17 protein-coding genes are annotated in these 20,983 nt (G+C 59.8%); 9 read left to right on the top strand and 8 right to left on the bottom strand.

Translation table 11 applies throughout. The features are described from left to right. Nucleotides 1-166 precede the first annotated feature (166 nt). Nucleotides 167-862, top strand: coding sequence for an HAD-IA family hydrolase (locus PMI37_RS11755; protein ID WP_045123114.1), 696 nt, complete (start codon nt 167-169; stop codon nt 860-862). A gap of 75 nt (nt 863-937) precedes the next feature. Here the strand turns inward: PMI37_RS11755 and PMI37_RS11760 are convergent, their stop codons facing one another. After that, nucleotides 938-1,684: a 3-oxoacyl-ACP reductase family protein gene (locus tag PMI37_RS11760; protein WP_008080990.1), complete on the bottom strand. Its 747-nt coding sequence runs from the start codon at nt 1,682-1,684 to the stop codon at nt 938-940. Nucleotides 1,685-1,811: 127 nt separating this feature from the next. Between PMI37_RS11760 and PMI37_RS11765 the strand changes: the two genes are divergently transcribed. Then, nucleotides 1,812-2,738: a LysR family transcriptional regulator gene (locus tag PMI37_RS11765; protein WP_045123117.1), complete on the top strand. Its 927-nt coding sequence runs from the start codon at nt 1,812-1,814 to the stop codon at nt 2,736-2,738. 106 nt (nt 2,739-2,844) lie between these two features. On the opposite strand, the gene PMI37_RS11770 is transcribed toward PMI37_RS11765, so the two are convergent. The 3 genes from PMI37_RS11770 to PMI37_RS11780 form a co-directional block, all read right to left on the bottom strand. Continuing rightward, the gene (locus PMI37_RS11770; RefSeq protein ID WP_008080992.1) at nt 2,845-3,573 is read right to left on the bottom strand and encodes an aspartate/glutamate racemase family protein; all 729 of its coding nucleotides are present in this window, start codon (nt 3,571-3,573) and stop codon (nt 2,845-2,847) included. Between the two features lie 55 nt (nt 3,574-3,628). Next, the gene (locus tag PMI37_RS11775; RefSeq protein ID WP_008080993.1) at nt 3,629-5,167 is read right to left on the bottom strand and encodes an NCS1 family nucleobase:cation symporter-1; all 1,539 of its coding nucleotides are present in this window, start codon (nt 5,165-5,167) and stop codon (nt 3,629-3,631) included. 525 nt (nt 5,168-5,692) lie between these two features. Then, on the bottom strand, nt 5,693-6,433 hold the full coding sequence (locus PMI37_RS11780) for a phosphoadenylyl-sulfate reductase (protein ID WP_008080994.1): 741 nt from the start codon (nt 6,431-6,433) through the stop codon (nt 5,693-5,695). Nucleotides 6,434-6,597: 164 nt separating this feature from the next. Here PMI37_RS11780 and thrH point away from each other — a divergent pair, with 164 nt between their 5' ends. Further along, complete coding sequence (thrH, locus tag PMI37_RS11785; RefSeq protein WP_008080995.1) at nt 6,598-7,215, top strand: bifunctional phosphoserine phosphatase/homoserine phosphotransferase ThrH; 618 nt, start codon at nt 6,598-6,600, stop codon at nt 7,213-7,215. A 128-nt stretch (nt 7,216-7,343) separates the two neighbouring features. Here the strand turns inward: thrH and pabB are convergent, their stop codons facing one another. The 4 genes from pabB to rloA all read right to left on the bottom strand — a co-directional run bounded on the left by pabB (nt 7,344) and on the right by rloA (nt 12,020). After that, nucleotides 7,344-8,687, bottom strand: coding sequence for an aminodeoxychorismate synthase component I (gene pabB / locus PMI37_RS11790; RefSeq protein WP_008080996.1), 1,344 nt, complete (start codon nt 8,685-8,687; stop codon nt 7,344-7,346). Nucleotides 8,688-8,956: 269 nt separating this feature from the next. Next, the gene (locus PMI37_RS11795; RefSeq protein WP_008080998.1) at nt 8,957-9,943 is read right to left on the bottom strand and encodes an alpha-L-glutamate ligase-like protein; all 987 of its coding nucleotides are present in this window, start codon (nt 9,941-9,943) and stop codon (nt 8,957-8,959) included. Then, nucleotides 9,943-11,478 carry an osmotic stress tolerance membrane protein RloB gene (rloB, locus tag PMI37_RS11800; RefSeq protein ID WP_008080999.1) on the bottom strand — a complete coding sequence of 512 codons (1,536 nt, stop codon included), beginning with the start codon at nt 11,476-11,478 and terminating at the stop codon, nt 9,943-9,945. The genes PMI37_RS11795 and rloB overlap by 1 nt, the downstream gene beginning before the upstream one ends. Before the next feature lie 5 nt (nt 11,479-11,483). Beyond that, nucleotides 11,484-12,020 carry a retropepsin-like aspartic peptidase RloA gene (gene rloA / locus PMI37_RS11805; RefSeq protein ID WP_008081000.1) on the bottom strand — a complete coding sequence of 179 codons (537 nt, stop codon included), beginning with the start codon at nt 12,018-12,020 and terminating at the stop codon, nt 11,484-11,486. Nucleotides 12,021-12,367: 347 nt separating this feature from the next. Between rloA and PMI37_RS11810 the strand changes: the two genes are divergently transcribed. The 6 genes from PMI37_RS11810 to prpD all read left to right on the top strand — a co-directional run bounded on the left by PMI37_RS11810 (nt 12,368) and on the right by prpD (nt 20,901). Then, on the top strand, nt 12,368-13,090 hold the full coding sequence (locus tag PMI37_RS11810) for a GntR family transcriptional regulator (RefSeq protein ID WP_172828118.1): 723 nt from the start codon (nt 12,368-12,370) through the stop codon (nt 13,088-13,090). Continuing rightward, on the top strand, nt 13,087-13,977 hold the full coding sequence (gene prpB, locus PMI37_RS11815) for a methylisocitrate lyase (protein ID WP_008081001.1): 891 nt from the start codon (nt 13,087-13,089) through the stop codon (nt 13,975-13,977). The genes PMI37_RS11810 and prpB overlap by 4 nt, the downstream gene beginning before the upstream one ends. A 95-nt stretch (nt 13,978-14,072) precedes the next feature. Next, nucleotides 14,073-15,200: a bifunctional 2-methylcitrate synthase/citrate synthase gene (gene prpC, locus PMI37_RS11820; RefSeq protein ID WP_008081002.1), complete on the top strand. Its 1,128-nt coding sequence runs from the start codon at nt 14,073-14,075 to the stop codon at nt 15,198-15,200. A 175-nt stretch (nt 15,201-15,375) separates the two neighbouring features. Then, on the top strand, nt 15,376-17,970 hold the full coding sequence (acnD, locus tag PMI37_RS11825; protein ID WP_008081003.1) for a Fe/S-dependent 2-methylisocitrate dehydratase AcnD: 2,595 nt from the start codon (nt 15,376-15,378) through the stop codon (nt 17,968-17,970). 54 nt (nt 17,971-18,024) lie between these two features. Further along, entirely contained in the window at nt 18,025-19,215 is a 1,191-nt protein-coding gene (gene prpF, locus PMI37_RS11830) for a 2-methylaconitate cis-trans isomerase PrpF (RefSeq protein WP_008081006.1), read from the top strand. A 201-nt stretch (nt 19,216-19,416) separates the two neighbouring features. Beyond that, on the top strand, nt 19,417-20,901 hold the full coding sequence (gene prpD, locus PMI37_RS11835; protein ID WP_008081009.1) for a 2-methylcitrate dehydratase: 1,485 nt from the start codon (nt 19,417-19,419) through the stop codon (nt 20,899-20,901). Nucleotides 20,902-20,983 lie beyond the last annotated feature (82 nt).

Genomic DNA, 20,983 nt, shown 5'->3' on the forward strand with positions numbered 1-20,983 from the left:
TGCCTGTAGGACGTTTCGCTAAATGTTCGCGAGTAGTTCACCGCCTCCAGAGACATTGACCGTTGCTCTATGTCCGTCACGCTCGTTATGCTGCTGAACCCTTTAATCAGATCCGAGCAGCGACCTGCTTCAGGCGCCTGGGATGTTTTTGATAACGGATCCGATGATGAATGCACCGCTGAAGGCGTTCGGCCCGATCAAGGCCGTGATTTTCGATATGGACGGTTTGCTGCTGGACACCGAGGGCATTTACACCGAGGTCACCTCGCTGATTGCCGGGCGCTATGGGCGCACCTTCGACTGGAGCATCAAGCAGAACATCATTGGCCGTGGGGCCAACGATCTGGCGAACTATGTGGTGCAGGCTTTGGAGCTGCCGATTACCGCCGAAGAGTTTCTGCTGATCCGCGAGCCGCTGATGCGTGAACGTTTTCCCACTGCACAAGCGATGCCGGGTGCCGAGGAACTGATCCGTCACCTGAAGGCGCACAACATTCCAATCGCCGTGGGCACCAGCTCGTCGCGCCAATCGTTCGGGCAGAAAACCACGCTGCATCGTGACTGGTTTGCGTTGTTCGATTTCATTGTCACGGCGGATGATCCGGAAGTCGGTGCAGCCAAACCGGCACCGGATATTTTCCTCACCGCTGCCCGGCGTCTGGGCGTGGCGCCTGAGGATTGCCTGGTGTTCGAAGATTCGCCGTTTGGCGTGACTGCTGCGAAAGCCGCCGGTATGACCGCCATCGCCATTCCCGACGCCGCCATGGCCGATGAAAAATACGCACACGCCGACGGGATTCTTCGTACGCTGAAAGCGTTCACCCCGAGTGCCTGTGGTTTGCCGGCGCTGGATTGGGCTTAAACCAGCGAGACAAAAAAAAACGCCGCCCCTCTGTCAAGGAGGGGCGGCGTTTTTCGTTCAGGCAATCTGGAACAATCAGGCGCCGAAACCACCGTCGATGGTCAGGCTGGCACCGGTGATGTATCCGGCTTCCGGGCCTGCCAGGTAGGCGACGAAACTGGCAATTTCTTCGGCTTTACCGTAACGGCCGACGGCCATCAGCGGGATCAGGCTTTCGGCGAAGTCACCGTGTGCCGGGTTCATGTCGGTATCAACCGGCCCCGGCTGCACGTTGTTGACGGTGATGCCGCGAGGGCCGAGGTCGCGGGCCAGGCCTTTGGTCAAGCCGACCAGCGCCGATTTGCTCATCGCATACACACCGCCGCCGGCGAAGGGCATGCGGTCGGCGTTGGTGCTGCCGATGTTGATGATGCGTGCGCCTTCGCCCATGTGTTTAGCGGCTTCCTGGGAAGCGATGAATACGCTGCGAATGTTGATCGCCACGGTCTGGTCGAAGTCTTCGAGTTTGAAGTCTTCCAGTGGGGCAACGGCCAGTACACCAGCGTTGTTGACCAGAATGTCGACTCGGCCAAAAGCTTTGACGGTAGCGCTGACGGCGTGGCGGATAGCGGCGGCATCGGCGCTGTCGGCCTTGATCGCCAGGGCTTGGCCGCCGTTGCCGGTGATGCTGTTCTGCAACTCTTCGGCCTTGGCGGTGGAGCTGACGTAGGTGAAGGCTACTGCAGCGCCTTCAGCGGCCAGGCGTTTGACGATGGCAGCGCCGATACCACGGGAACCGCCTTGAATCAGAGCGACTTTACCGCTGAGGTGTTGAGTGGTCATGTTCGATCTCCAGAGTGTTCAAGGCGGGAATGCCTTGGTATTGGTGGCGAGTATCGGCGTGGTATCGACAACTGTGTAGACCATGATTGCTATAGTCTGTGTAAACCAGAAGTTTATAGTGGCGATCATGGAAACTTTCAGCAGCATCGAATGCTTCGTGCGCAGTGCCGAAGTCGGCAGCTTTGCCGAGGCCGCGCGACGTTTGAGTCTGACCCCGGCGGCCGTCGGCAAGAGTGTGGCGAAACTTGAGGTGCGACTCGGCGTACGGCTGTTCCAGCGTAGTACACGCAGCTTGACGCTGACCGAGGCCGGGCAGCTTTTCCTCGATCAGGTCAGTGGCAGTCTGACGACGATTCAAAATGCTGTGGCCAATCTGTCCAGTGTCGAAGGGCTGCCGGCCGGGACGCTGAAAGTCAGCATGGGCGCCGCGTTTGGTTGCCTGCACATCGTGCCGATGCTCGGTGAGTTTCTACGGCGATACCCTGCAATCAACCCGGACTGGCATTTCGATAATCGCCAGGTCGATCTGATCGGGCAGGGCTTCGACGCGGCCATCGGTGGCGGTTTCGAACTGCCGCAAGGGGTGATTGCACGCAAGCTGAGCCCGGCGCATCGGATATTGGTGGCGTCTGCGGATTACTTGCAGGCCAACCCTCGGATCCTCGAACCGGACGACCTCAGCCATCACGACGGAATTTTGATCCGCTCGCCGCAAACCGGGCGTGTGCGTTCCTGGCAGTTGACCGGGCGCAATCCGCAGAATTGCCGGCCATTGATGCTCAAGACGCGAATGACCATGAGCGATTCCGAAGCCGCGTGCAGGACGGCGGCGCAGGGCTTGGGGATTGCCTTGGTGAGCATGCCGTTTGCGGTGGGGTACCTGGAGGCGGGGAAGTTGCAGCGGGTGTTGCCGGATTGGTACGTCGATGACGGCAACATTTCGATCTATTACGCCGAGCATAAATTGTTGCCGGGCAAGACGCGGGCGTTTGTGGATTTTCTGATTGAGCAGTTTGCGGAGCAGGGGTTGGCGCGGCGGTTCAGTGCGATTTGAGCAAGGCATCAGACCGAGGTGTGGCCATCGCGAGCAGGCTCAATCCTACATTGGAATGCGTCCCCTTTGTAGGAGTGAGCCTGCTCGCGATCAACGATAACGCGGTCTACCGGGCAAACCGCCCCGGCCAGCCAATAATGTTCTTCGGCCGTGGCGTTGCATAAGTCCGCACTTTCGACGTCGACAAGCGCAAGCGCACCAGCGATTCGGCAATCGTCACCGCCGCCGTCACGCCATCCACCACTGGCACACCCGTGCGTCGACGAATTTGCTCATCCAGCCCGGCCATGCCGCCGCAACCCAGGCAAATCACCTCGGCTTTATCCTGCGTCACCGCCAGTTCAGCCTGATGAACGATCGCTTCCAGCGCACGCTGCGGCTCGTGTTCCAATTCCAGCACCGCCAAGCCACTGGCCCGCACCGATGCGCAACGATCCCACAGGCCAGACAATTTCAACCGATCCTCAATCAGCGGCACGGTGCGATCCAGCGTGGTCACCACCGAATACGCGTGGCCCAGAAACATCGCGGTACTCGCCGCCGCATCAGTGATGTCCACCACCGGCACGTTGAGCAATTCCTGCAAGCCTTCCCGGCCATGCTCGCCATAACCGGCCTGAATCACTGCGTCGAACGGCTGATCGTAGGACATCACCCGATCCATCACGGCGATGGCGGCCAAATAGCTTTCGAAGTTACCTTCAATCGAATCGGCGCCGAAATACGGCGTCAGGCCAATGATTTCGGTACCGGGTGACGCAACAGCCTGCGCCGAGCGCGCGATGGCCTCGGTGATGGATTCGGTGGTGTTGACGTTGACCACGAGAATACGCATGGGGAAATCCTTATAGCGGGCAGTTCTGCGGCCCGAGGCCCGGGCCGCGAGGGAGTTAATGGCAGACGTTGTCGACCGCAATCGATTCGCCACTGATGTCGGCGTAGTGCGGCTGACGCTTGGCGATGATCAGGTAGAGCATTCCGGCGATGCCGGCACCGATCAGCCAGGAGAACGGCGAGACACTGTGGAAACCGGGAACGAGCGCGAGGACGATGGCGATCAACGCCGCAGGAATAAACGCCGCGACAGCGCGGAAATTGACCCCGTGGCTGTAGTAATAAGCGCCGTTGGGATCTTCACTGTAGAGCTGCGGGACGTTGACCCGGCCTTTGCGGATCAGCCAGTAGTCGACCATGATCACCCCGTACAACGGGCCTAGCAGGGCGCCGAGGCCGGACAGGAAATAGACGATCACCAGCGGGCTGTTGTAGAGATTCCACGGCAGGATCAACACGGCGATGGTGGCGCTGATCAGTCCGGCGCGGCGGAAGGTCAGGTACTTCGGCGCGAGGTTGCTGAGGACAAATGCCGGGGCAACGAAGTTGGCCATGATGTTCACCGCAACGGTGACGATCAGGAACGCCAGGCAACCGAGCACCAGGAAGAAGGTGTTGGGGATCGACGCAATGATCTCGGTCGGGCTTTCGATGATCCGGCCATTGATCTGAAATTGCGCACCGCAGAGCAGCACGGTAATCGCGGCAAACACCAGAATATTCACCGGCAAACCCCAGAAGTTTCCTACCTTGATGGTCTTGCGGCACGGCGAAGAGCGGGCGAAGTCGCAGAAGTTGAGGATCAATGTGCCGTAGATCGCCAGCCACAACGCACCGCCGGCAAAGATGTTGCGCCACATCTCGCCACCGGTCAGTGGATCGCGGGTCGACCAGGCGATGGTCGCGTTGGCCTGGAAGTACATCCACGCGGCGAGGGCGGCGACGGTCAGCAGAATCACCGGCCCGGCGAACGCCTCGTATCGGCGGACCATTTCCATGCCGTAGGCGAGGATCGCCAGTTGCACGAACCAGATCGCCACGAAGCACACCCAGCCCAAGGTCGACAGGCCAAGAATCGAGTTGTGATCGTATTCAGCGAAGCCGGGATGCACCGCCGTCAGCAGCACGCGGAACACCACCGAGGCCAGATACGTCTGAATGCCGAACCAGGCGATGGCGATAACCGCCCTGATCAGTGCAGGAATTTGCGCGCCGTGAATGCCGAAACTGATCCGGCTGATCACAGGAAACGGTACGCCGGTTTTCTGCCCCATGTAGCCGGACAGGTTCATGAAAAAGTACACCAGCGCCGCGCCGATCCCCAGCGACAACAGAATCTGCCAGCCACCCAGGCCCAATGCGTACAAGCCAATGGCGAAGGAGTAGTTGGCGATGTTGTGCACATCGTTGGTCCACAGGGCGAAGATGCTGTATTTGCCCCAGCGTCGACCTTCGGCCTTGGTGGGCGCCAGGTCGCTGTTGTGCAGGCGAGGGCTGAGCTGTAACGGCTCGCTCAGACCGTCGTAGGGCAACGGTTGATCAAGGGCAGAGGCGGGCAGATTCAGCGCGATGTTATTCGAGAGACTTGTACGCATTCCGGCAGGCTCCTGATGTTCAGGGCCGCGATGACTGTGCATAAGCCGTCAGGCTCGACAAATCTTCGTCGCGGCAGTGAAAGCATCACTGGTTACGGGGCATCTGCAGCCTGTACGGGATAGGGCGCTTCAGGCTTGCGGATCGAAAGTGTTTATGTTTTGCAGTTTTGTATACAAAACATGTATGCACTTAAGCCAGTTTTGTGCCAGTTGGCGATCTATGCACAGCCGTGCTCATTTCGAAAAGTTATCGAAGCACGCTAAGTATCTGAAAATAAGTGGTTATAAATTGACCGATTGAACAGGTATTTATTTTTGGCGCGGGAATTTCATCGCGGATCGGAGTGAGCGTTTTGCAGGCGGGATGTAACTTTTCAGGGCGCGGAAACAAAAAAGTGCACACATAAATGGCACCGATGGTGACATTTATGTGTACACATTTTTTGAGGTCAAAAGATCGCAGCCTGCGGCAGCTCCTACATGGCAATGCGGTCACCTGTAGGAGCTGCCGCAGGCTGCGATCTTTTAGCTGTTGGATTTGCTGATGATGTTACCGGCATGCAGCCCACACTCTTTCTGCGTTGCTTCTTCCCACCACCAACGGCCTTCGCGCTCGTGCTGGTTCGGCAGGACAGGGCGGGTGCACGGTTCGCAGCCGATGCTGATGAAACCGCGCTCATGCAGGCTGTTGTACGGCAGTTCGAGCATGCGGATGTAACCCCAGATCTCTTCACTGGTCATCTGCGCCAACGGATTGAACTTGTACAACGTGCGCTCCGGGGTGGAGAACGCTGTATCGATTTCCATCACTGCCACGGCACTGCGAGTGCCCGGGCTCTGGTCGCGGCGCTGGCCGGTGGCCCAGGCTTTGACGTCGGACAATTTGCGCCGCAGCGGCTCGATCTTGCGGATGCCGCAGCATTCGCCGTGGCCGTCCTTGTAGAAACTGAACAGGCCTTTTTCCTTCACGAACGGTTCCAGTTTCGTGTAGTCCGGCGACACCAGTTCGATGTCGATCTTGTAGTGCTCGCGCACCTGATCAATGAAGCGGTAGGTTTCCGGGTGCAGGCGGCCGGTGTCGAGGCTGAACACCTTGACGTTCTTGTTGAGCTTCCAGGCCATGTCCACCAGCACCACATCCTCGGCGCCGCTGAAAGATATCCACAAGTCATCGCCGAACTCGGCAAAGGCGAGTTTGAGAATCTCTTGCGCGGATTTGTTGGCATAGGTCGTGGCGAGTTCCACGACGTCGAACGTTGCACTCATCAGGGCGGCTTCCTACAGGTCGGTGGCGCTGGGCGCTCTATATGGGGCCGATGGTAACAAAAAGCTGCGTGACTCGGGGCGTGCTGTGCGTTGCGCGAGTGGATTTGAGTCGCTAGAGTTCGGCCTCGCTCGACTCAAATAATCAATACAAACGGGAGTGTCTTGTGGAAATTGCTTGCCTGGATCTTGAAGGGGTGTTGGTGCCGGAAATCTGGATCGCCTTCGCCGAAAAAACCGGAATCGACTCCCTCAAGGCCACCACCCGGGACATTCCCGATTACGACGTGCTGATGAAGCAGCGTCTGCGCATCCTCGACGAGCACGGCCTGAAGCTCGCCGACATTCAGGAAGTGATCGCCACGCTGAAGCCGCTGGACGGCGCGGTGGAGTTCGTCAACTGGCTGCGTGAGCGCTTTCAGGTGGTGATTCTGTCGGATACGTTCTACGAGTTCTCACAGCCGCTGATGCGTCAGTTGGGCTTCCCGACGTTGCTGTGCCATCGTCTGATCACTGACGAAACCGGGCGGGTGACCAGCTATCAGTTGCGCCAGAAAGATCCGAAGCGCCAGTCGGTGCTGGCGTTCAAGAGCCTGTATTACCGGGTGATTGCGGCGGGGGATTCGTATAACGATACGACGATGCTGGGCGAGGCCGATGCGGGGATTCTGTTCCATGCGCCGGAGAATGTGATTCGCGAGTTTCCGCAGTTTCCGGCGGTGCACACCTTCGCCGACCTTAAGCAGGAATTCCTCAAAGCCTCCAACCGCGACCTCAGCCTGTAAGCCTGGCTAAATGATCGTTCCCACGCTCTGCGTGGGAATGCCTCAACGGACGCTCCGCGTTCGGCTTTGGATGGGACGCCGAGCGTCCCGGGATGCATTCCCACGCGGAGCGTGGGAACGATCATTACTCAGAGGTTTTGCAGGGTTTCGAGGAGGATTCTGACTTTGGTAATCGACTCCTGATACTCGGCCTGCCAATCAGAATCCGCGACAATCCCGCCACCGCCCCAGCAGCACACCTGCCCATCCTTGACCAACAGACTGCGAATCGCGATGGAGCTGTCCATCTCGCCGCGCACGTCCAGGTACAGCAACGAGCCGCAATACAATCCGCGCCGGGTCGGCTCCAGTTCATCAATGATCTGCATCGCACGAATCTTCGGCGCGCCGGTGATCGAGCCGCCAGGGAAGCTGCCGGCAATCAAATCCAGTGCATCGCGGTCATCCGCCAGTTCACCAGTCACGCTGCTGACCAAGTGATGCACGTTTGGATAGCTTTCCAGACTGAACAACTCCGGCACCCGCACCGAACCAATGCGGCAGGTGCGGCCGAGGTCGTTGCGCAGCAGATCAACGATCATCAGGTTTTCCGCGCGATCCTTGGGGCTGGCCAGCAGTTCGGCGGCGTTGGCAGCGTCTTCGGCCGGCGTGAGACCTCGCGGGCGAGTGCCTTTGATGGGGCGGGTTTCGACCTGACGCTGGCTGACTTTGACAAAGCGCTCCGGCGACAGGCTCAACACCGCGCCGCCGTCGGGCAAGCTCTGGAAACCGGAGAACGGGGTCGGGCAGGCTTCGCGCAATTTGCAGTAGGCCAGCCACGGATCGCCCTGGCACGACGCGCGAAAGCGCTGGGCGAAGTTGACCTGATAACAATCGCCGGCCTGAATGTAGTGCTGAATGCGTTCGAACGCCTGACGGTAATCGTCGGCCGAGAGGTCAGCGGCCATCGGGTTGTTGAGCTTGAACGGGGTTAAAGCACTAACGACTGGCTGCGTGAACAACAAAATCAGCCGCTGTTTCTCGCTGTCGATCACGGACGGGTGAAAGACCAGTTGACTGGTCGCCGTCTGGTGATCGCTGATCAGCGCCCAGTCGTACAGGCCGAAACGCGCGTCCGGCAATTGCAGGTCATCGCCGGCCTGACTCGGCAGGTGTTCCAGATGCCGACCGAAGTCGTAGCTCAGGTAACCAATCAAACCGCCAGCAAACGGCAGCTCTAAACCCACTGGCAAATCAGCCTCGCCGAGGCGACTCAGATTGTCGCGCAACCGTTGCAGGAAATCACTGCCGCTCTCGTCCGGCAACACTGCCAGTTGTTCCAGCGGCCAGGCGCTGAGCAAGTCATAACGGCCACGGTCGGCACTTGGCCGGCCGCTGTCGAGCAGTACGGCACCGGGGGCATTGCGGATGGCCGCGAAGTAGTCGGCGGGATTGGCTCGGTAGGGCAGCGGGTGTACGGAACAGGTCAGCATGGGCGAGGCAGATCGGCCGTTGAGGCGGGGTGGGGATTGTAGTCCTCTCCGATGCCAGATCAAAGTCAAAAGCCACCCCCTCACCCCAGCCCTCCCGAAACGTCGGACCGCCCCCAAGGGGGCGAGGGGAAAGGGAGCAGATCGGGGTTTTACTGATCGTTCCCACGCTCTGCGTGGTAACGCCGCCATGGACGCTCTGCGTCCACTGTGACGCGGAGCGTCACGGGATGCATTCCCACGCAGAGCGTGGGAACGATCATCGGGGGAGATCAGCCTTCGACGGCGGGAATATGCCCAAACATTTCCTGAGTAAACGCCACTCGCTCTTCAGCCGTCTCGACCACCCCACGCGCCTTCAGCTCTTCCAGCCGCGCCTCAACCGCATGGGTACGCAACGTTAGCCCACAGTCGTTAGCAATCTGAATATTCAACCCCGGCCGCGCATTCAGCTCCAGAATCAGCGGGCCTTTCTCCTGATCCAGCACCATATCAACGCCGATATACCCCAACCCACACAGCTCATAACAGCCGGCCGCGAGTTTCATGAAACCGTCCCAGTAGGGCAGTTGCACGCCATCCACCGCGTTGGTGGTGTCGGGGTGTTTGGTGATGATGTTGTTCAGCCAGGTGCCGCGCAAGGTCAGACCGGTGGCCAGATCGACACCAACGCCGATGGCGCCCTGGTGCAGGTTGGCCTTGCCGCCGGACTGCCGGGTCGGCAGGCGCAGCATCGCCATCACCGGGTAGCCCATCAAGACGATGATGCGGATGTCCGGCACGCCTTCGTAGCTGATGCTTTTGAAGATCTGATCCGGGGTCACCCGGTATTCGATCAGCGCCCGGTCGCGGTGGCCGCCCAGTGAATACAGGCCAGTGAGGATGCTCGAGATGTGATGCTCAAGCTCTTCGTGGGCAATGATCTTGCCCGACACCGTGCGATAGCGGCCTTCGAAACGGTCGGCGACGACGATAATGCCGTCACCGCCAGCACCCTGCGCAGGCTTGATCACGAAGTCGCTGCGCCCGCCGATGATCTCGCCGAGCTTGTCGATTTCCTTCTCGGTGGAGATCACGCCATACAATTCCGGCACGTGGATGCCGGCCTCGATCGCGCGTTCCTTGGTGATGATCTTGTCATCGACGATCGGGTACAGGCTGCGCTTGTTGTACTTGAGCACGTAGTCGGCGTTTCGCCGATTGATGCCCATGATCCCCCGCGCTTCCAGCGCCTTCCAGGTCTTCCAGAAACCGAACATCAGGCGTCAGCCTTCTTCAGGAAAGCCTTGAAGCGCACCAGTTCGGTCAGGCGGTAGCCGCGATAACGACCCATCGCCAGCATGAAGCCGACCAGAATCAGCAGGATCGCCGGGAAGGTGAACACGAAGTAAACCAGTTCAGGCACGGTCATGATCAGGTGCGCCAGGGACGCCGCGAACAGCGTGCCGATCGCCACTTTCATCGCATGGCTGGCGCCGCGTTCTTCCCAGGTGATCGACAGGCGTTCGATGGTCATGGTCAGAATCACCATCGGGAACAACGCCACGGACAAGCCGCGCTCCAGACCGAGTTTATGACTGAACAGGCTGATCGCCGCGATCAGCACCACGACAAAGGTCAACACCACCGACAGTCGCGGCAGCATTTGCAGCTTCAGGTGTTCCAGGTAAGAACGTAATGACAGCCCCAGCGCCGTGATCACCGTAAACAACAGAATGCCAAAACCCAACTGCGTTTCGCGGAAGGCGAGGGCGATCAGTACCGGGGTGAACGTGCCGAGGGTTTGCAGGCCGATCAGGTTGCGCAGGATCAGAATCACCAGCACGCCGATCGGGATCATCACCATGATCATGAAAGTCTGCTGGGTCTGCAGCGGTAAGCCGTACAGCGAGTATTCGAGGAAGTTGGCGTCGGTGTTTTCGTCGGTCAGCTTGGCCAGACGAATCGCGTTCATCTCGCTGTTGTTCAGGCTGAAGGTCACGTTGGCTTTCTTGCCACCGTCGACGGTGATCAGGTTTTCATCGCCGGTCCACCACAGCAGGCGGTCGGTCGGCAGGCCTTGCTCGCCGGTTTCCGGGTTGAAGTACAGCCAGTCGTTACCGTTGAAGCTGCGCAGCCACAGTTCGGGCATTTGCGGCTGGTCGGCGACGAGGCGGATGGTGTGGACTTTTTCCACCGGCACGTGGGCGATCGACAGCAGCAGTTCGACGATTTTGGCTTTGTGCGCGGTCGACGGATCGCCGGCCAGCAGCAGTTTCACGTTGTCATCGTTGAGGTTGTTGACGCGTTTGATCGCTTCGCCGATGAAAGTTTCGACGTCGGCAGAGTGTTGGCGGATCGGCGCGAGCAGGGCTTCAGCGGCGATTTTTTCCGGGCCTTCGATGGCGATGCTGTCGCGGAAGGTCGGGCCTTTGATCTTGGTTTTTTCAGCGGTATAGCGCTTGGTCAGCACCAGACGGTAATAAAGGGTCTGGTTGCCCTTGGCCCGGCGCGCCGACCAGGTCACCTTGCGGTTGCCGTCGACACGGTTCACGGCGACGCCGTAGTTATTGGAGATAAAACTCTCGTTGAGGCTGACGTAGTCGCGGCTCAGCGGTGGCACAAACATCTGGATCTTCACCGGGTCTTTGGTGCTGGCGACGAACTCGACCTTGGCGTCGATGTTCCACAAGTCGTCGGTCGCGTCTTCGGTCACCGGGATGCCGAGCACGAAAATCTGATAGGCCGTAACCGAAACGCCCAGCAGCACCAGAATGGTGATCAGGATTTTCAGGTGGAAGGTTAGAGAACGCATGGAAATTACTCGGCGGTATGAGCGGCGATGGTGCAGGCGGGTTTGCCGGCAGCGTATTTAAGACTGGGGTCGACCAGCGCGTCGAAGCGTTTCAGCGCCTCGGAGCCAATCAAAAGCGGATATTGGAACGCACTTCGGTCGGTCAGGTTCACTTCGATGCTGCGCAGCGCCGTGCCCATGCAGATATCCAGCTCGATCACCGGACGGGCGGTGTACTTCTTGCCTTCTTCCGGGTCGTAATCGCCGGCGCGGCGCTTGATCTTGCTGACCCGGGCCAGCGGCCGTTCGATCGGGTGCGAATGCGCGGCGTCGATGGCCAAGTAGAAACGTACCCAGGACTCACCGTTGCGTTTAAAACGTTTGATATCGCGGGCACTCAGCGAGGCGGTTTTCGCGCCGGTGTCGAGTTTGGCCGCGACTTCGAGATTGATGCCGTCAAGCGAAGCGTATTCGTTGAGGCCGTACACGGTTTTTTCCCCCGCGGCGGCAAGGCCGGGCAGGCAAAACAGGGCGAAGAATGTGGGGAAGGGCTTGAGTCTCATAAATCCTGGTGCGCAGCGTTCCGTTGTCGGTTCAGGTCCCTGGCAAAACTTGCGCAAGGCCCTTCGTGTGCCTATCAGCTTTTTATGACAAGCCGTACAAATGGCCAGCAAATGCGGGCGGCATTCTAGCACGGTGGTTTTATGGCGCCAGCGCTGGGGGCGGTCTATGGAAGATCAAAAGATCGCAGCCTTCGGCAGCTCCTACACTGATCCCTGTAGGAGCTGCCGCAGGCTGCGTTCTTTTAAGGGTATTAGACGATTGTCGACAATACCCATTTATCCTTTGACTGATGCGGTCTAATTGGCTAGTTTTTGCCGCATTGGATTTAAAGGTGTCGACAATCATGCTGGATCAACTCGATCCCCCGGTCATCAGCGGCGACGATTCCGAGACGCTCTCGGAAAACGTCTTCCGGCGTATTCAGGCGGCCATCGTCAAAGGCGAGATCGCCCCGGGCAGCAAGATCTCCGAGCCGGAGCTGGCGCGCACCTACGGCATCAGCCGTGGGCCGTTGCGTGAGGCGATTCACCGTCTCGAAGGCCAGCGCCTGCTGGTGCGTGTACCGCACGTCGGCGCACGGGTTGTCTCACTCAGCCACGCCGAATTGCTCGAACTCTATGAAATCCGCGAATCCCTCGAAGGCATGGCCTGCCGTCTGGCGGCCGAACGCATGAGCGTCGAAGAAATCGACGAACTGCGTCGCGTACTGGAAACCCACGAACGCGACGCGGCGTTTCAGGCCGGCGTTGGCTACTACCAGCAGGAGGGCGATTTCGACTTTCACTACCGGATCATCCAGGGCAGCGGCAACCGCACGCTGACGCAGATGCTCTGCGGCGAGCTGTATCAACTGGTGCGCATGTACCGCATCCAGTTTTCTACAACGCCGAACCGTCCGCGCCAGGCCTTTGCCGAACACCACCGGATTCTCGATGCCATCGCCGACCGTGACGGCGAGCTCGCGGAATTGTTGATGCGCCGTCACATCGGCGCCTCGAAACGCAATATCGCCCGTCATTACCAGGACGGCGCCCACAATAAGACAGCCACTGAACGAGGTGAGTCATGAGTTCCAAGTACAGCACTCCAGGCCAGCGTTTCCGCGATGCGGTCGCCAGCGAGCATCCATTGCAGGTGGTCGGCGCGATCAACGCCAATCACGCGTTGCTGGCCAAGCGCGCCGGTTTCAAGGCGATCTACCTGTCCGGTGGCGGGGTGGCTGCAGGCTCGCTCGGCGTGCCGGATCTGGGCATCACCGGTCTGGATGATGTGCTGACCGACGTGCGCCGCATCACCGATGTTTGCGATCTGCCGCTGCTGGTCGACGTCGACACCGGGTTCGGCTCGTCGGCGTTCAACGTGGCGCGCACGGTCAAGTCGATGATCAAGTTCGGCGCGGCGGCGATTCACATCGAGGATCAGGTCGGCGCCAAACGCTGTGGCCACCGTCCTAATAAAGAGATTGTCAGCCAGCAGGAAATGGTCGACCGCATCAAAGCCGCCGTCGACGCGCGCACCGATGACAGCTTTGTGATCATGGCGCGCACCGATGCGCTGGCGGTGGAGGGGCTGGAATCGGCACTCGATCGCGCAGCAGCGTGCATCGAGGCTGGCGCCGACATGATTTTCCCGGAAGCCATCACTGAGCTGGAGATGTACAAGCTGTTCGCCAACCGCGTGAAAGCGCCGATTCTGGCCAACATCACCGAGTTCGGCTCGACGCCGCTGTACACCACCGAGCAACTGGCGGGTGCCGATGTTTCGCTGGTGCTGTATCCGCTGTCGGCGTTCCGTGCGATGAACAAGGCTGCGGAAAACGTTTACACGGCGATCCGTCGCGACGGTACGCAGCAGAATGTCATCGACACCATGCAGACTCGCATGGAGCTTTACGATCGCATCGATTACCACACGTTCGAGCAGAAGCTCGATGCGTTGTTTGCTGCGAAGAAATAAAGATCAAAAGATCGCAGCCTGCGGCAGCTCCTACAGTGCAAGGGGCTGCGATCTTTTCGCCACACTCCCTAACAAATTCAAGATTGGAGAACACAATGGCCGAAGCAAAAGTACTCAGTGGCGCCGGGCTCCGTGGCCAGGTTGCCGGGCAAACCGCACTGTCCACCGTGGGCCAGGCCGGTGCCGGGCTGACCTATCGCGGCTACGACGTGCGCGAACTGGCCGCTGATGCGCAATTTGAAGAAGTCGCGTACCTGCTGCTTTACGGCGAACTGCCAACCCAGGCGCAACTCGACGAATACCAAGGCAAGCTGAGCAAGCTGCGCGACCTGCCGCAAGCGCTGAAGGAAGTCCTCGAGCGCATCCCCGCCGACGCCCACCCGATGGACGTGATGCGCACCGGTTGCTCGTTCCTTGGCAATATCGAACCGGAGAAAGACTTCTCCGAACAGCGCGACAAGACCGACCGATTGCTCGCCGCATTCCCGGCGATCATGTGCTACTGGTATCGCTTCAGCCACGACGGCAAACGCATCAATTGCGTCAGCGACGAGCCAACCCTCGGCGGCCACTTCCTGCACTTGCTGCACGACAAGAAGCCGAGCGAATTGCACGTGAAAGTGATGAACGTTTCGCTGATCCTCTACGCCGAGCACGAATTCAACGCCTCAACCTTCACTGCGCGCGTTTGCGCCTCGACCCTGTCTGATCTGTATTCCTGCGTCACCGCCGCCATCGGTTCGCTGCGTGGCCCGCTGCACGGCGGCGCCAACGAAGCGGCGATGGAGATGATCGAACGCTTCTCGTCGCCGGAAGACGCGATCAAAGGCACCCTCGGCATGCTTGAGCGCAAGGACAAGATCATGGGCTTCGGCCACGCGATCTATAAGGACAGCGACCCGCGCAACGAAGTGATCAAGGGCTGGGCGAAACAGCTGGCTGACGAAGTCGGCGACAAGGTGCTGTTTCCGGTCTCGGAAGCGATCGACAAGACCATGTGGGAACAGAAAAAACTCTTTCCCAACGCCGATTTCTACCATGCCTCGGCGTATCACTTCATGGGCATTCCGACCAACCTGTTCACGCCGATATTCGTCTGCTCGCGCCTGACCGGCTGGGCCGCGCACGTGTTCGAACAACGCGCCAACAACCGCATCATCCGCCCAAGCGCCGAGTACATCGGCGTCGAACAGCGCAAGTTCGTGCCAATCGAACGTCGCTGAATGGTGAGTGCCAACCGCTGATCGCAATCCCTGTAGGAGCTGCCGAAGGCTGCGATCTTTTGATCTTTGTTTTCAAGATCAAGATCAACAGATCGCAGCCTTCGGCAGCTCCTACAAGGGGGATCGGCGAGAAGGCATCACCCTTTGCAACCACCGTGACCCGAGTCCTGACCCGATGAACACAGCATTCCGCAAAACCCTGCCCGGTAGCCCTCTGGATTATTTCGACGCCCGCGCGGCGGTCGAAGCGATTCAGCCCGGCAGTTACGACACCCTGCCGTACACCTCCCGCGTGCTGGCGGAAAACCTCGTGCGTCGCTGCGACCCGGCCACGCTCACCGATTCGCTCAAGCAACTGATCGAACGCAAACGCGACCTCGATTTCCCGTGGTTCCCGGCCCGTGTGGTCTGTCACGACATCCTCGGCCAGACCGCGTTGGTCGACCTCGCTGGCCTGCGCGACGCCATCGCCTTACAGGGCGGAGACCCGGCGCAGGTCAACCCGGTAGTGCCGACGCAACTGATCGTCGACCACTCGCTGGCCGTCGAGGCCGGTGGTTTCGATGCGCAGGCGTTCGAGAAAAACCGCGCCATCGAAGACCGTCGCAACGAAGACCGTTTCCACTTCATCAACTGGACCAAAAAGGCTTTCAAGAACGTTGATGTGATCCCGCCGGGCAACGGCATCATGCACCAGATCAACCTGGAGAAAATGTCTCCGGTGATTCAGGTACGTGAAGGCGTCGCGTTCCCCGACACCTGCGTCGGCACCGACAGTCACACCCCGCACGTCGATGCCTTGGGCGTGATCGCCATCGGTGTTGGCGGCCTCGAAGCCGAGAGCGTGATGCTCGGTCGCGCGTCGTGGATGCGTCTGCCGGAAAGCGTCGGCGTCGAACTGACCGGCAAGCTGCAACCGGGCATCACTGCCACCGACATGGTGCTGGCGCTGACCGAATACCTGCGCAAACAGAAGGTCGTCGGCGCCTGGCTCGAGTTCTTCGGCGAAGGCGCCGCTGCGCTGACCCTCGGCGACCGCGCAACCATCTCCAACATGGCCCCGGAATACGGCGCCACGGCGGCGATGTTCTACATCGACCAGCAGACCATCGATTACCTGAAACTCACCGGTCGTGAGGATCAGCAAGTGCAGCTCGTCGAGCAGTACGCCAAGCTCACCGGTCTGTGGGCAGACAGCCTGAAAGGCGCGCAATACGAGCGCGGTCTGACTTTCGATTTGTCTTCGGTGGTGCGCAACATGGCCGGCCCGAGCAACCCGCACGCTCGCGTCGCGACCTCGGATCTGGCGGCCAAAGGCATCTCCGGTCAGTGGGAAGAAGTCCCCGGGCAAATGCCTGACGGCGCGGTGATCATCGCCGCCATCACCAGTTGCACCAACACCAGCAACCCGCGCAATGTCATCGCCGCTGGCCTGCTCGCGCGCAACGCCAACAAGCTCGGCCTGACCCGCAAACCGTGGGTGAAATCCTCGCTGGCGCCGGGCTCGAAAACCGTCGCGCTGTACCTTGACGAAGCGGGGCTGACCACTGAACTGGAGCAGCTCGGTTTCGGTGTTGTTGCCTTCGCCTGCACCACGTGCAATGGCATGTCCGGTGCGCTCGATCCAGTGATCCAGCAAGAGATCATCGACCGCGATCTGTATGCGACTGCGGTACTCTCGGGCAACCGCAACTTCGACGGCCGCATCCACCCGTACGCCAAGCAAGCGTTCCTCGCTTCGCCGCCGCTGGTGGTCGCTTACGCCATCGCCGGGACCATCCGTTTCGATATCGAGAAGGATGTCTTGGGCGTGGTCGACGGCAAGGAAATCCGCCTGAAAGACATCTGGCCGAGCGACGAAGAAATCGACGCCGTGGTGAAATCTTCGGTCAAGCCTGAGCAATTCCGCCAGGTCTACATTCCGATGTTCGCCGTCCACGAAGACACCGGCCCGAAAGTCACGCCGCTGTACGACTGGCGCGAGATGAGCACCTACATCCGCCGTCCGCCGTACTGGGAAGGCGCTCTGGCCGGCGCACGTCCGCTCAAAGGCATGCGCCCGCTGGCGGTGCTGCCCGACAACATCACCACCGATCACCTGTCGCCATCCAACGCAATCATGCTCGACAGCGCCGCCGGCGAATACCTGGCGAAAATGGGCTTGCCGGAAGAGGACTTCAACTCGTACGCCACGCACCGTGGCGACCACTTGACCGCGCAGCGCGCAACCTTCGCCAACCCGAAACTGTTCAACGAAATGGTTGTGGAAAATGGCAAGGTCAAACAGGGTTCGCTGGCGCGTGTCGAGCCGGAAGGCAAGGTCATGCGCATGTGGGAAGCCATCGAAACCTACATGGAGCGCAAGCAGCCGCTGATCATCATCGCCGGCGCCGATTACGGTCAGGGTTCGTCCCGCGACTGGGCGGCGAAAGGCGTGCGTCTGGCCGGTGTCGAGGCGATTGCCGCTGAAGGTTTCGAGCGCATTCACCGCACCAACCTGGTGGGCATGGGCGTGTTGCCCCTGGAGTTCAAAGCGGGCACCGACCGTCACACCTTGGCCATCGACGGCAGCGAAACCTACGACGTGATCGGCGAGCGCAAACCGCGCGCGGACCTGACGCTGGTGATCCATCGCAAGAACGGCGAGCGCGTTGATGTGCCGGTGACTTGCCGTCTGGATACCGCTGAAGAAGTGTCGATCTACGAGGCCGGCGGCGTGTTGCAACGCTTCGCTCAGGACTTCCTTGAAGAGTCGGCGGTTGCCGTTTAAATCTACTGATGCAGGCGTGAGGTCTCGGTCTCACGCCTGTGGATAAGGAGCACCATGGCTCACGCACCACAAATAAAGATTCCCGCCACCTACATGCGCGGTGGCACCAGCAAAGGCGTGTTTTTCAGCCTCAAGGATCTGCCCGAAGCGGCGCAGATTCCCGGCCCGGTTCGCGACGCTCTGTTGCTGCGCGTCATCGGCAGCCCCGACCCGTACGACAAGCAGATCGACGGCATGGGCGGCGCCACTTCAAGCACGAGCAAAACCGTGATCCTGTCGAAAAGCCTCAAGGCTGATCACGACGTTGATTATCTGTTCGGTCAGGTCTCCATCGACAAGCCCTTCGTCGACTGGAGCGGCAACTGCGGCAACCTTTCGGCAGCGGTCGGTTCGTTCGCCATCAGCAACAACCTGGTCGATGCCAGCCGCATTCCGCACAACGGTGTTGCGGTGGTGCGCGTGTGGCAGGCCAACATCGGCAAGACGATCATCGCCCACGTGCCGATCACCAACGGCGAAGTGCAGGAAACCGGTGACTTCGAACTCGACGGCGTGACCTTTCCGGCCGCTGAAGTGCAGGTTGAATTCATGGACCCGGCGGCGGAAGAAGAGGGCGGTGTTGGCTCGATGTTCCCCACCGGTAACCTGATCGATGAGCTGGAAGTGCCGGGTGTCGGCACGTTCAAAGCGACGATGATCAACGCCGGCATTCCGACGATTTTCGTCAACGCCGCAGACATTGGCTACACCGGCACCGAGCTGCAAGGCGCGATCAACAGCGATCCGCAAGCATTGCAAATGTTCGAAACGATTCGTGCGTATGGCGCGCTGCGCATGGGCCTGATTGCCAATCTCGACGAAGCGGCGAAACGGCAACACACGCCGAAAGTCGCGTTCGTTGCCAAGCCTGCGGATTATGTGGCTTCCAGTGGTAAGGCGATTGGCGCTGGTGATGTCGATTTGCTGGTGCGCGCGTTATCGATGGGCAAATTGCACCACGCGATGATGGGCACGGCGGCGGTGGCGATTGGTACGGCGGCGGCCATTTCCGGCACGCTGGTGAACCTTGCTGCAGGTGGCGTTGAACGCAATGCCGTGCGCTTCGGACATCCGTCCGGGACGTTGCGGGTTGGCGCTGAAGCCAGCCTGGAAAACGGCGAGTGGATCGTCAAAAAAGCCATCATGAGCCGCAGTGCTCGGGTGCTGATGGAAGGTTACGTCCGCGTCCCGGGCGATTCTTTCTGACCCAACACCTGACGCCACCCTGGATTGCTTCAACCTGTAGGAGCTGCCGAAGGCTGCGATCTTTTGATCTATGTTTTTTAGGTCAAGATCAAAAGATCGCAGCCTTCGGCAGCTCCTACAGGGTTTGCATTTCGATAATAAAAATCCAACACAGCCTGAACCGAGGTCCCATCAACGAACCACTTCAAGAGTGAATCGAACATGAGCGCCAACGTCGACCTGAACAACCGCCCCGACTACGACCGTGTCCTGCAGGACATCGCCGATTACGTCCTCACCTTCAAAGTCACCTCTGCCGAAGCCCTGGACACTGCCCGCAATTGTCTGATGGACACGCTCGGCTGCGGCCTGCTGGCCCTGCGTTTTCCCGAATGCACCAAGCATCTTGGCCCGATCGTCGAAGGTACCGTCGTGCCTTTTGGCGCGCGCGTCCCCGGCACTTCCTATCGTCTCGACCCGGTCAAAGCCGCGTGGGACATCGGCTGCATCGTCCGCTGGCTCGACTACAACGACACCTGGCTCGCCGCCGAATGGGGGCATCCGTCGGACAACCTCGGCGCGATTCTCGCGGTGGCCGATCATCTCTCGCAAAAACGCGTGGCCAACGCTGAAGCGCCGCTGACGATCCGCGATGTGCTGGAAGCGATGATCATGGCTCACGAGATTCAAGGCGTGATCGCCCTGGAAAACTCCTTCAACCGTGTAGGACTCGATCACGTCATCCTGGTGAAAGTCGCCTCCACTGCCGTCACCGCAAAATTGATGGGCGCCAATCGCGAGCAACTGTTATCAGCCTTGTCCCATGCATTCGCCGACGGCCAAGCGCTGCGCACTTATCGTCATGCCCCCAACGCCGGCTCGCGAAAATCCTGGGCGGCGGGGGATGCGTCGAGTCGTGGCGTGCGCCTGGCTGACATCGCCATGCGCGGCGAGATGGGCATTCCCGGGGTGCTGACGGCGAAACAGTGGGGCTTTTATGACGTGCTGTTCAGCCACACCAACAACGATCTGGCGCTGAAACCCGAAGGCAAACGCGCCTTCAGTTTCTCACGCTCGTTCAGCAGTTACGTGATGGAAAACGTCCTGTTCAAGATCAGTTTTCCCGCCGAATTCCATGCGCAGACGGCCTGCGAAGCGGCGGTGACCTTGCACCCGCACGTGCGCAATCGTCTGCACGAAATCGACCGCATCGTCATCACCACCCACGAATCGGCGATTCGCATCATTTCCAAAGTCGGGCCGCTGGCCAATGCTGCTGACCGTGACCACTGCATCCAGTACATGACCGCCGTGCCGCTGGCGTTCGGCAATCTGGTTGCCGAGCAATACGAAGACGATTTCCACAAGGCGCACCCGATCATCGATGTGCTGCGCGAGAAAATGGTCATCGTCGAGGAACCGCGTTTCACCCGCGAATACCTGGAGCCCGACAAGCGCTCGATTGCCAACGCCGTGCAGGTTTTTTTCAAGGACGGCAGCAGCACCGAGAACGTCGTGGTGGAATACCCGATCGGCCACCGTCGCCGCCGTGCCGAGGGCATTCCGTTGCTGGAGGACAAGTTCAAAGCCAATCTGGCCACGCGTTTCACCGGCCAGCGCAGCGGCGAGATTTTCGCGTTGTGCAAAGATCAAACCAGGCTGGAGTCCACCCCGGTCAACCGCTTCGTCGACCTGTTCGTCCTCTGAAGTTACCACCACGCTCCCTGTAGGAGCTGCCGCAGGCTGCGATCTTTTGACGTTGTTTGTTAAAAGCCAGATCAAAAGATCG

This window comes from Pseudomonas sp. GM80 (genome assembly GCF_000282515.1).
Taxonomy (GTDB): Bacteria; Pseudomonadota; Gammaproteobacteria; order Pseudomonadales; family Pseudomonadaceae; genus Aquipseudomonas.

Coding starts and splice junctions, on each gene's coding strand:
- PMI37_RS11755 (WP_045123114.1), top strand. CDS start 167: ATGAATGCACCGCTGAAGGCGTTCGGCCCGATCAAGGCCGTGATTTTC.
- PMI37_RS11760 (WP_008080990.1), bottom strand. CDS start 1,684: ATGACCACTCAACACCTCAGCGGTAAAGTCGCTCTGATTCAAGGCGGT.
- PMI37_RS11765 (WP_045123117.1), top strand. CDS start 1,812: ATGGAAACTTTCAGCAGCATCGAATGCTTCGTGCGCAGTGCCGAAGTC.
- PMI37_RS11770 (WP_008080992.1), bottom strand. CDS start 3,573: ATGCGTATTCTCGTGGTCAACGTCAACACCACCGAATCCATCACCGAG.
- PMI37_RS11775 (WP_008080993.1), bottom strand. CDS start 5,167: ATGCGTACAAGTCTCTCGAATAACATCGCGCTGAATCTGCCCGCCTCT.
- PMI37_RS11780 (WP_008080994.1), bottom strand. CDS start 6,433: ATGAGTGCAACGTTCGACGTCGTGGAACTCGCCACGACCTATGCCAAC.
- pabB (WP_008080996.1), bottom strand. CDS start 8,687: ATGCTGACCTGTTCCGTACACCCGCTGCCCTACCGAGCCAATCCCGCC.
- PMI37_RS11795 (WP_008080998.1), bottom strand. CDS start 9,943: ATGTTCGGTTTCTGGAAGACCTGGAAGGCGCTGGAAGCGCGGGGGATC.
- rloB (WP_008080999.1), bottom strand. CDS start 11,478: ATGCGTTCTCTAACCTTCCACCTGAAAATCCTGATCACCATTCTGGTG.
- rloA (WP_008081000.1), bottom strand. CDS start 12,020: ATGAGACTCAAGCCCTTCCCCACATTCTTCGCCCTGTTTTGCCTGCCC.
- prpB (WP_008081001.1), top strand. CDS start 13,087: ATGAGTTCCAAGTACAGCACTCCAGGCCAGCGTTTCCGCGATGCGGTC.
- prpC (WP_008081002.1), top strand. CDS start 14,073: ATGGCCGAAGCAAAAGTACTCAGTGGCGCCGGGCTCCGTGGCCAGGTT.
- acnD (WP_008081003.1), top strand. CDS start 15,376: ATGAACACAGCATTCCGCAAAACCCTGCCCGGTAGCCCTCTGGATTAT.
- prpF (WP_008081006.1), top strand. CDS start 18,025: ATGGCTCACGCACCACAAATAAAGATTCCCGCCACCTACATGCGCGGT.
- prpD (WP_008081009.1), top strand. CDS start 19,417: ATGAGCGCCAACGTCGACCTGAACAACCGCCCCGACTACGACCGTGTC.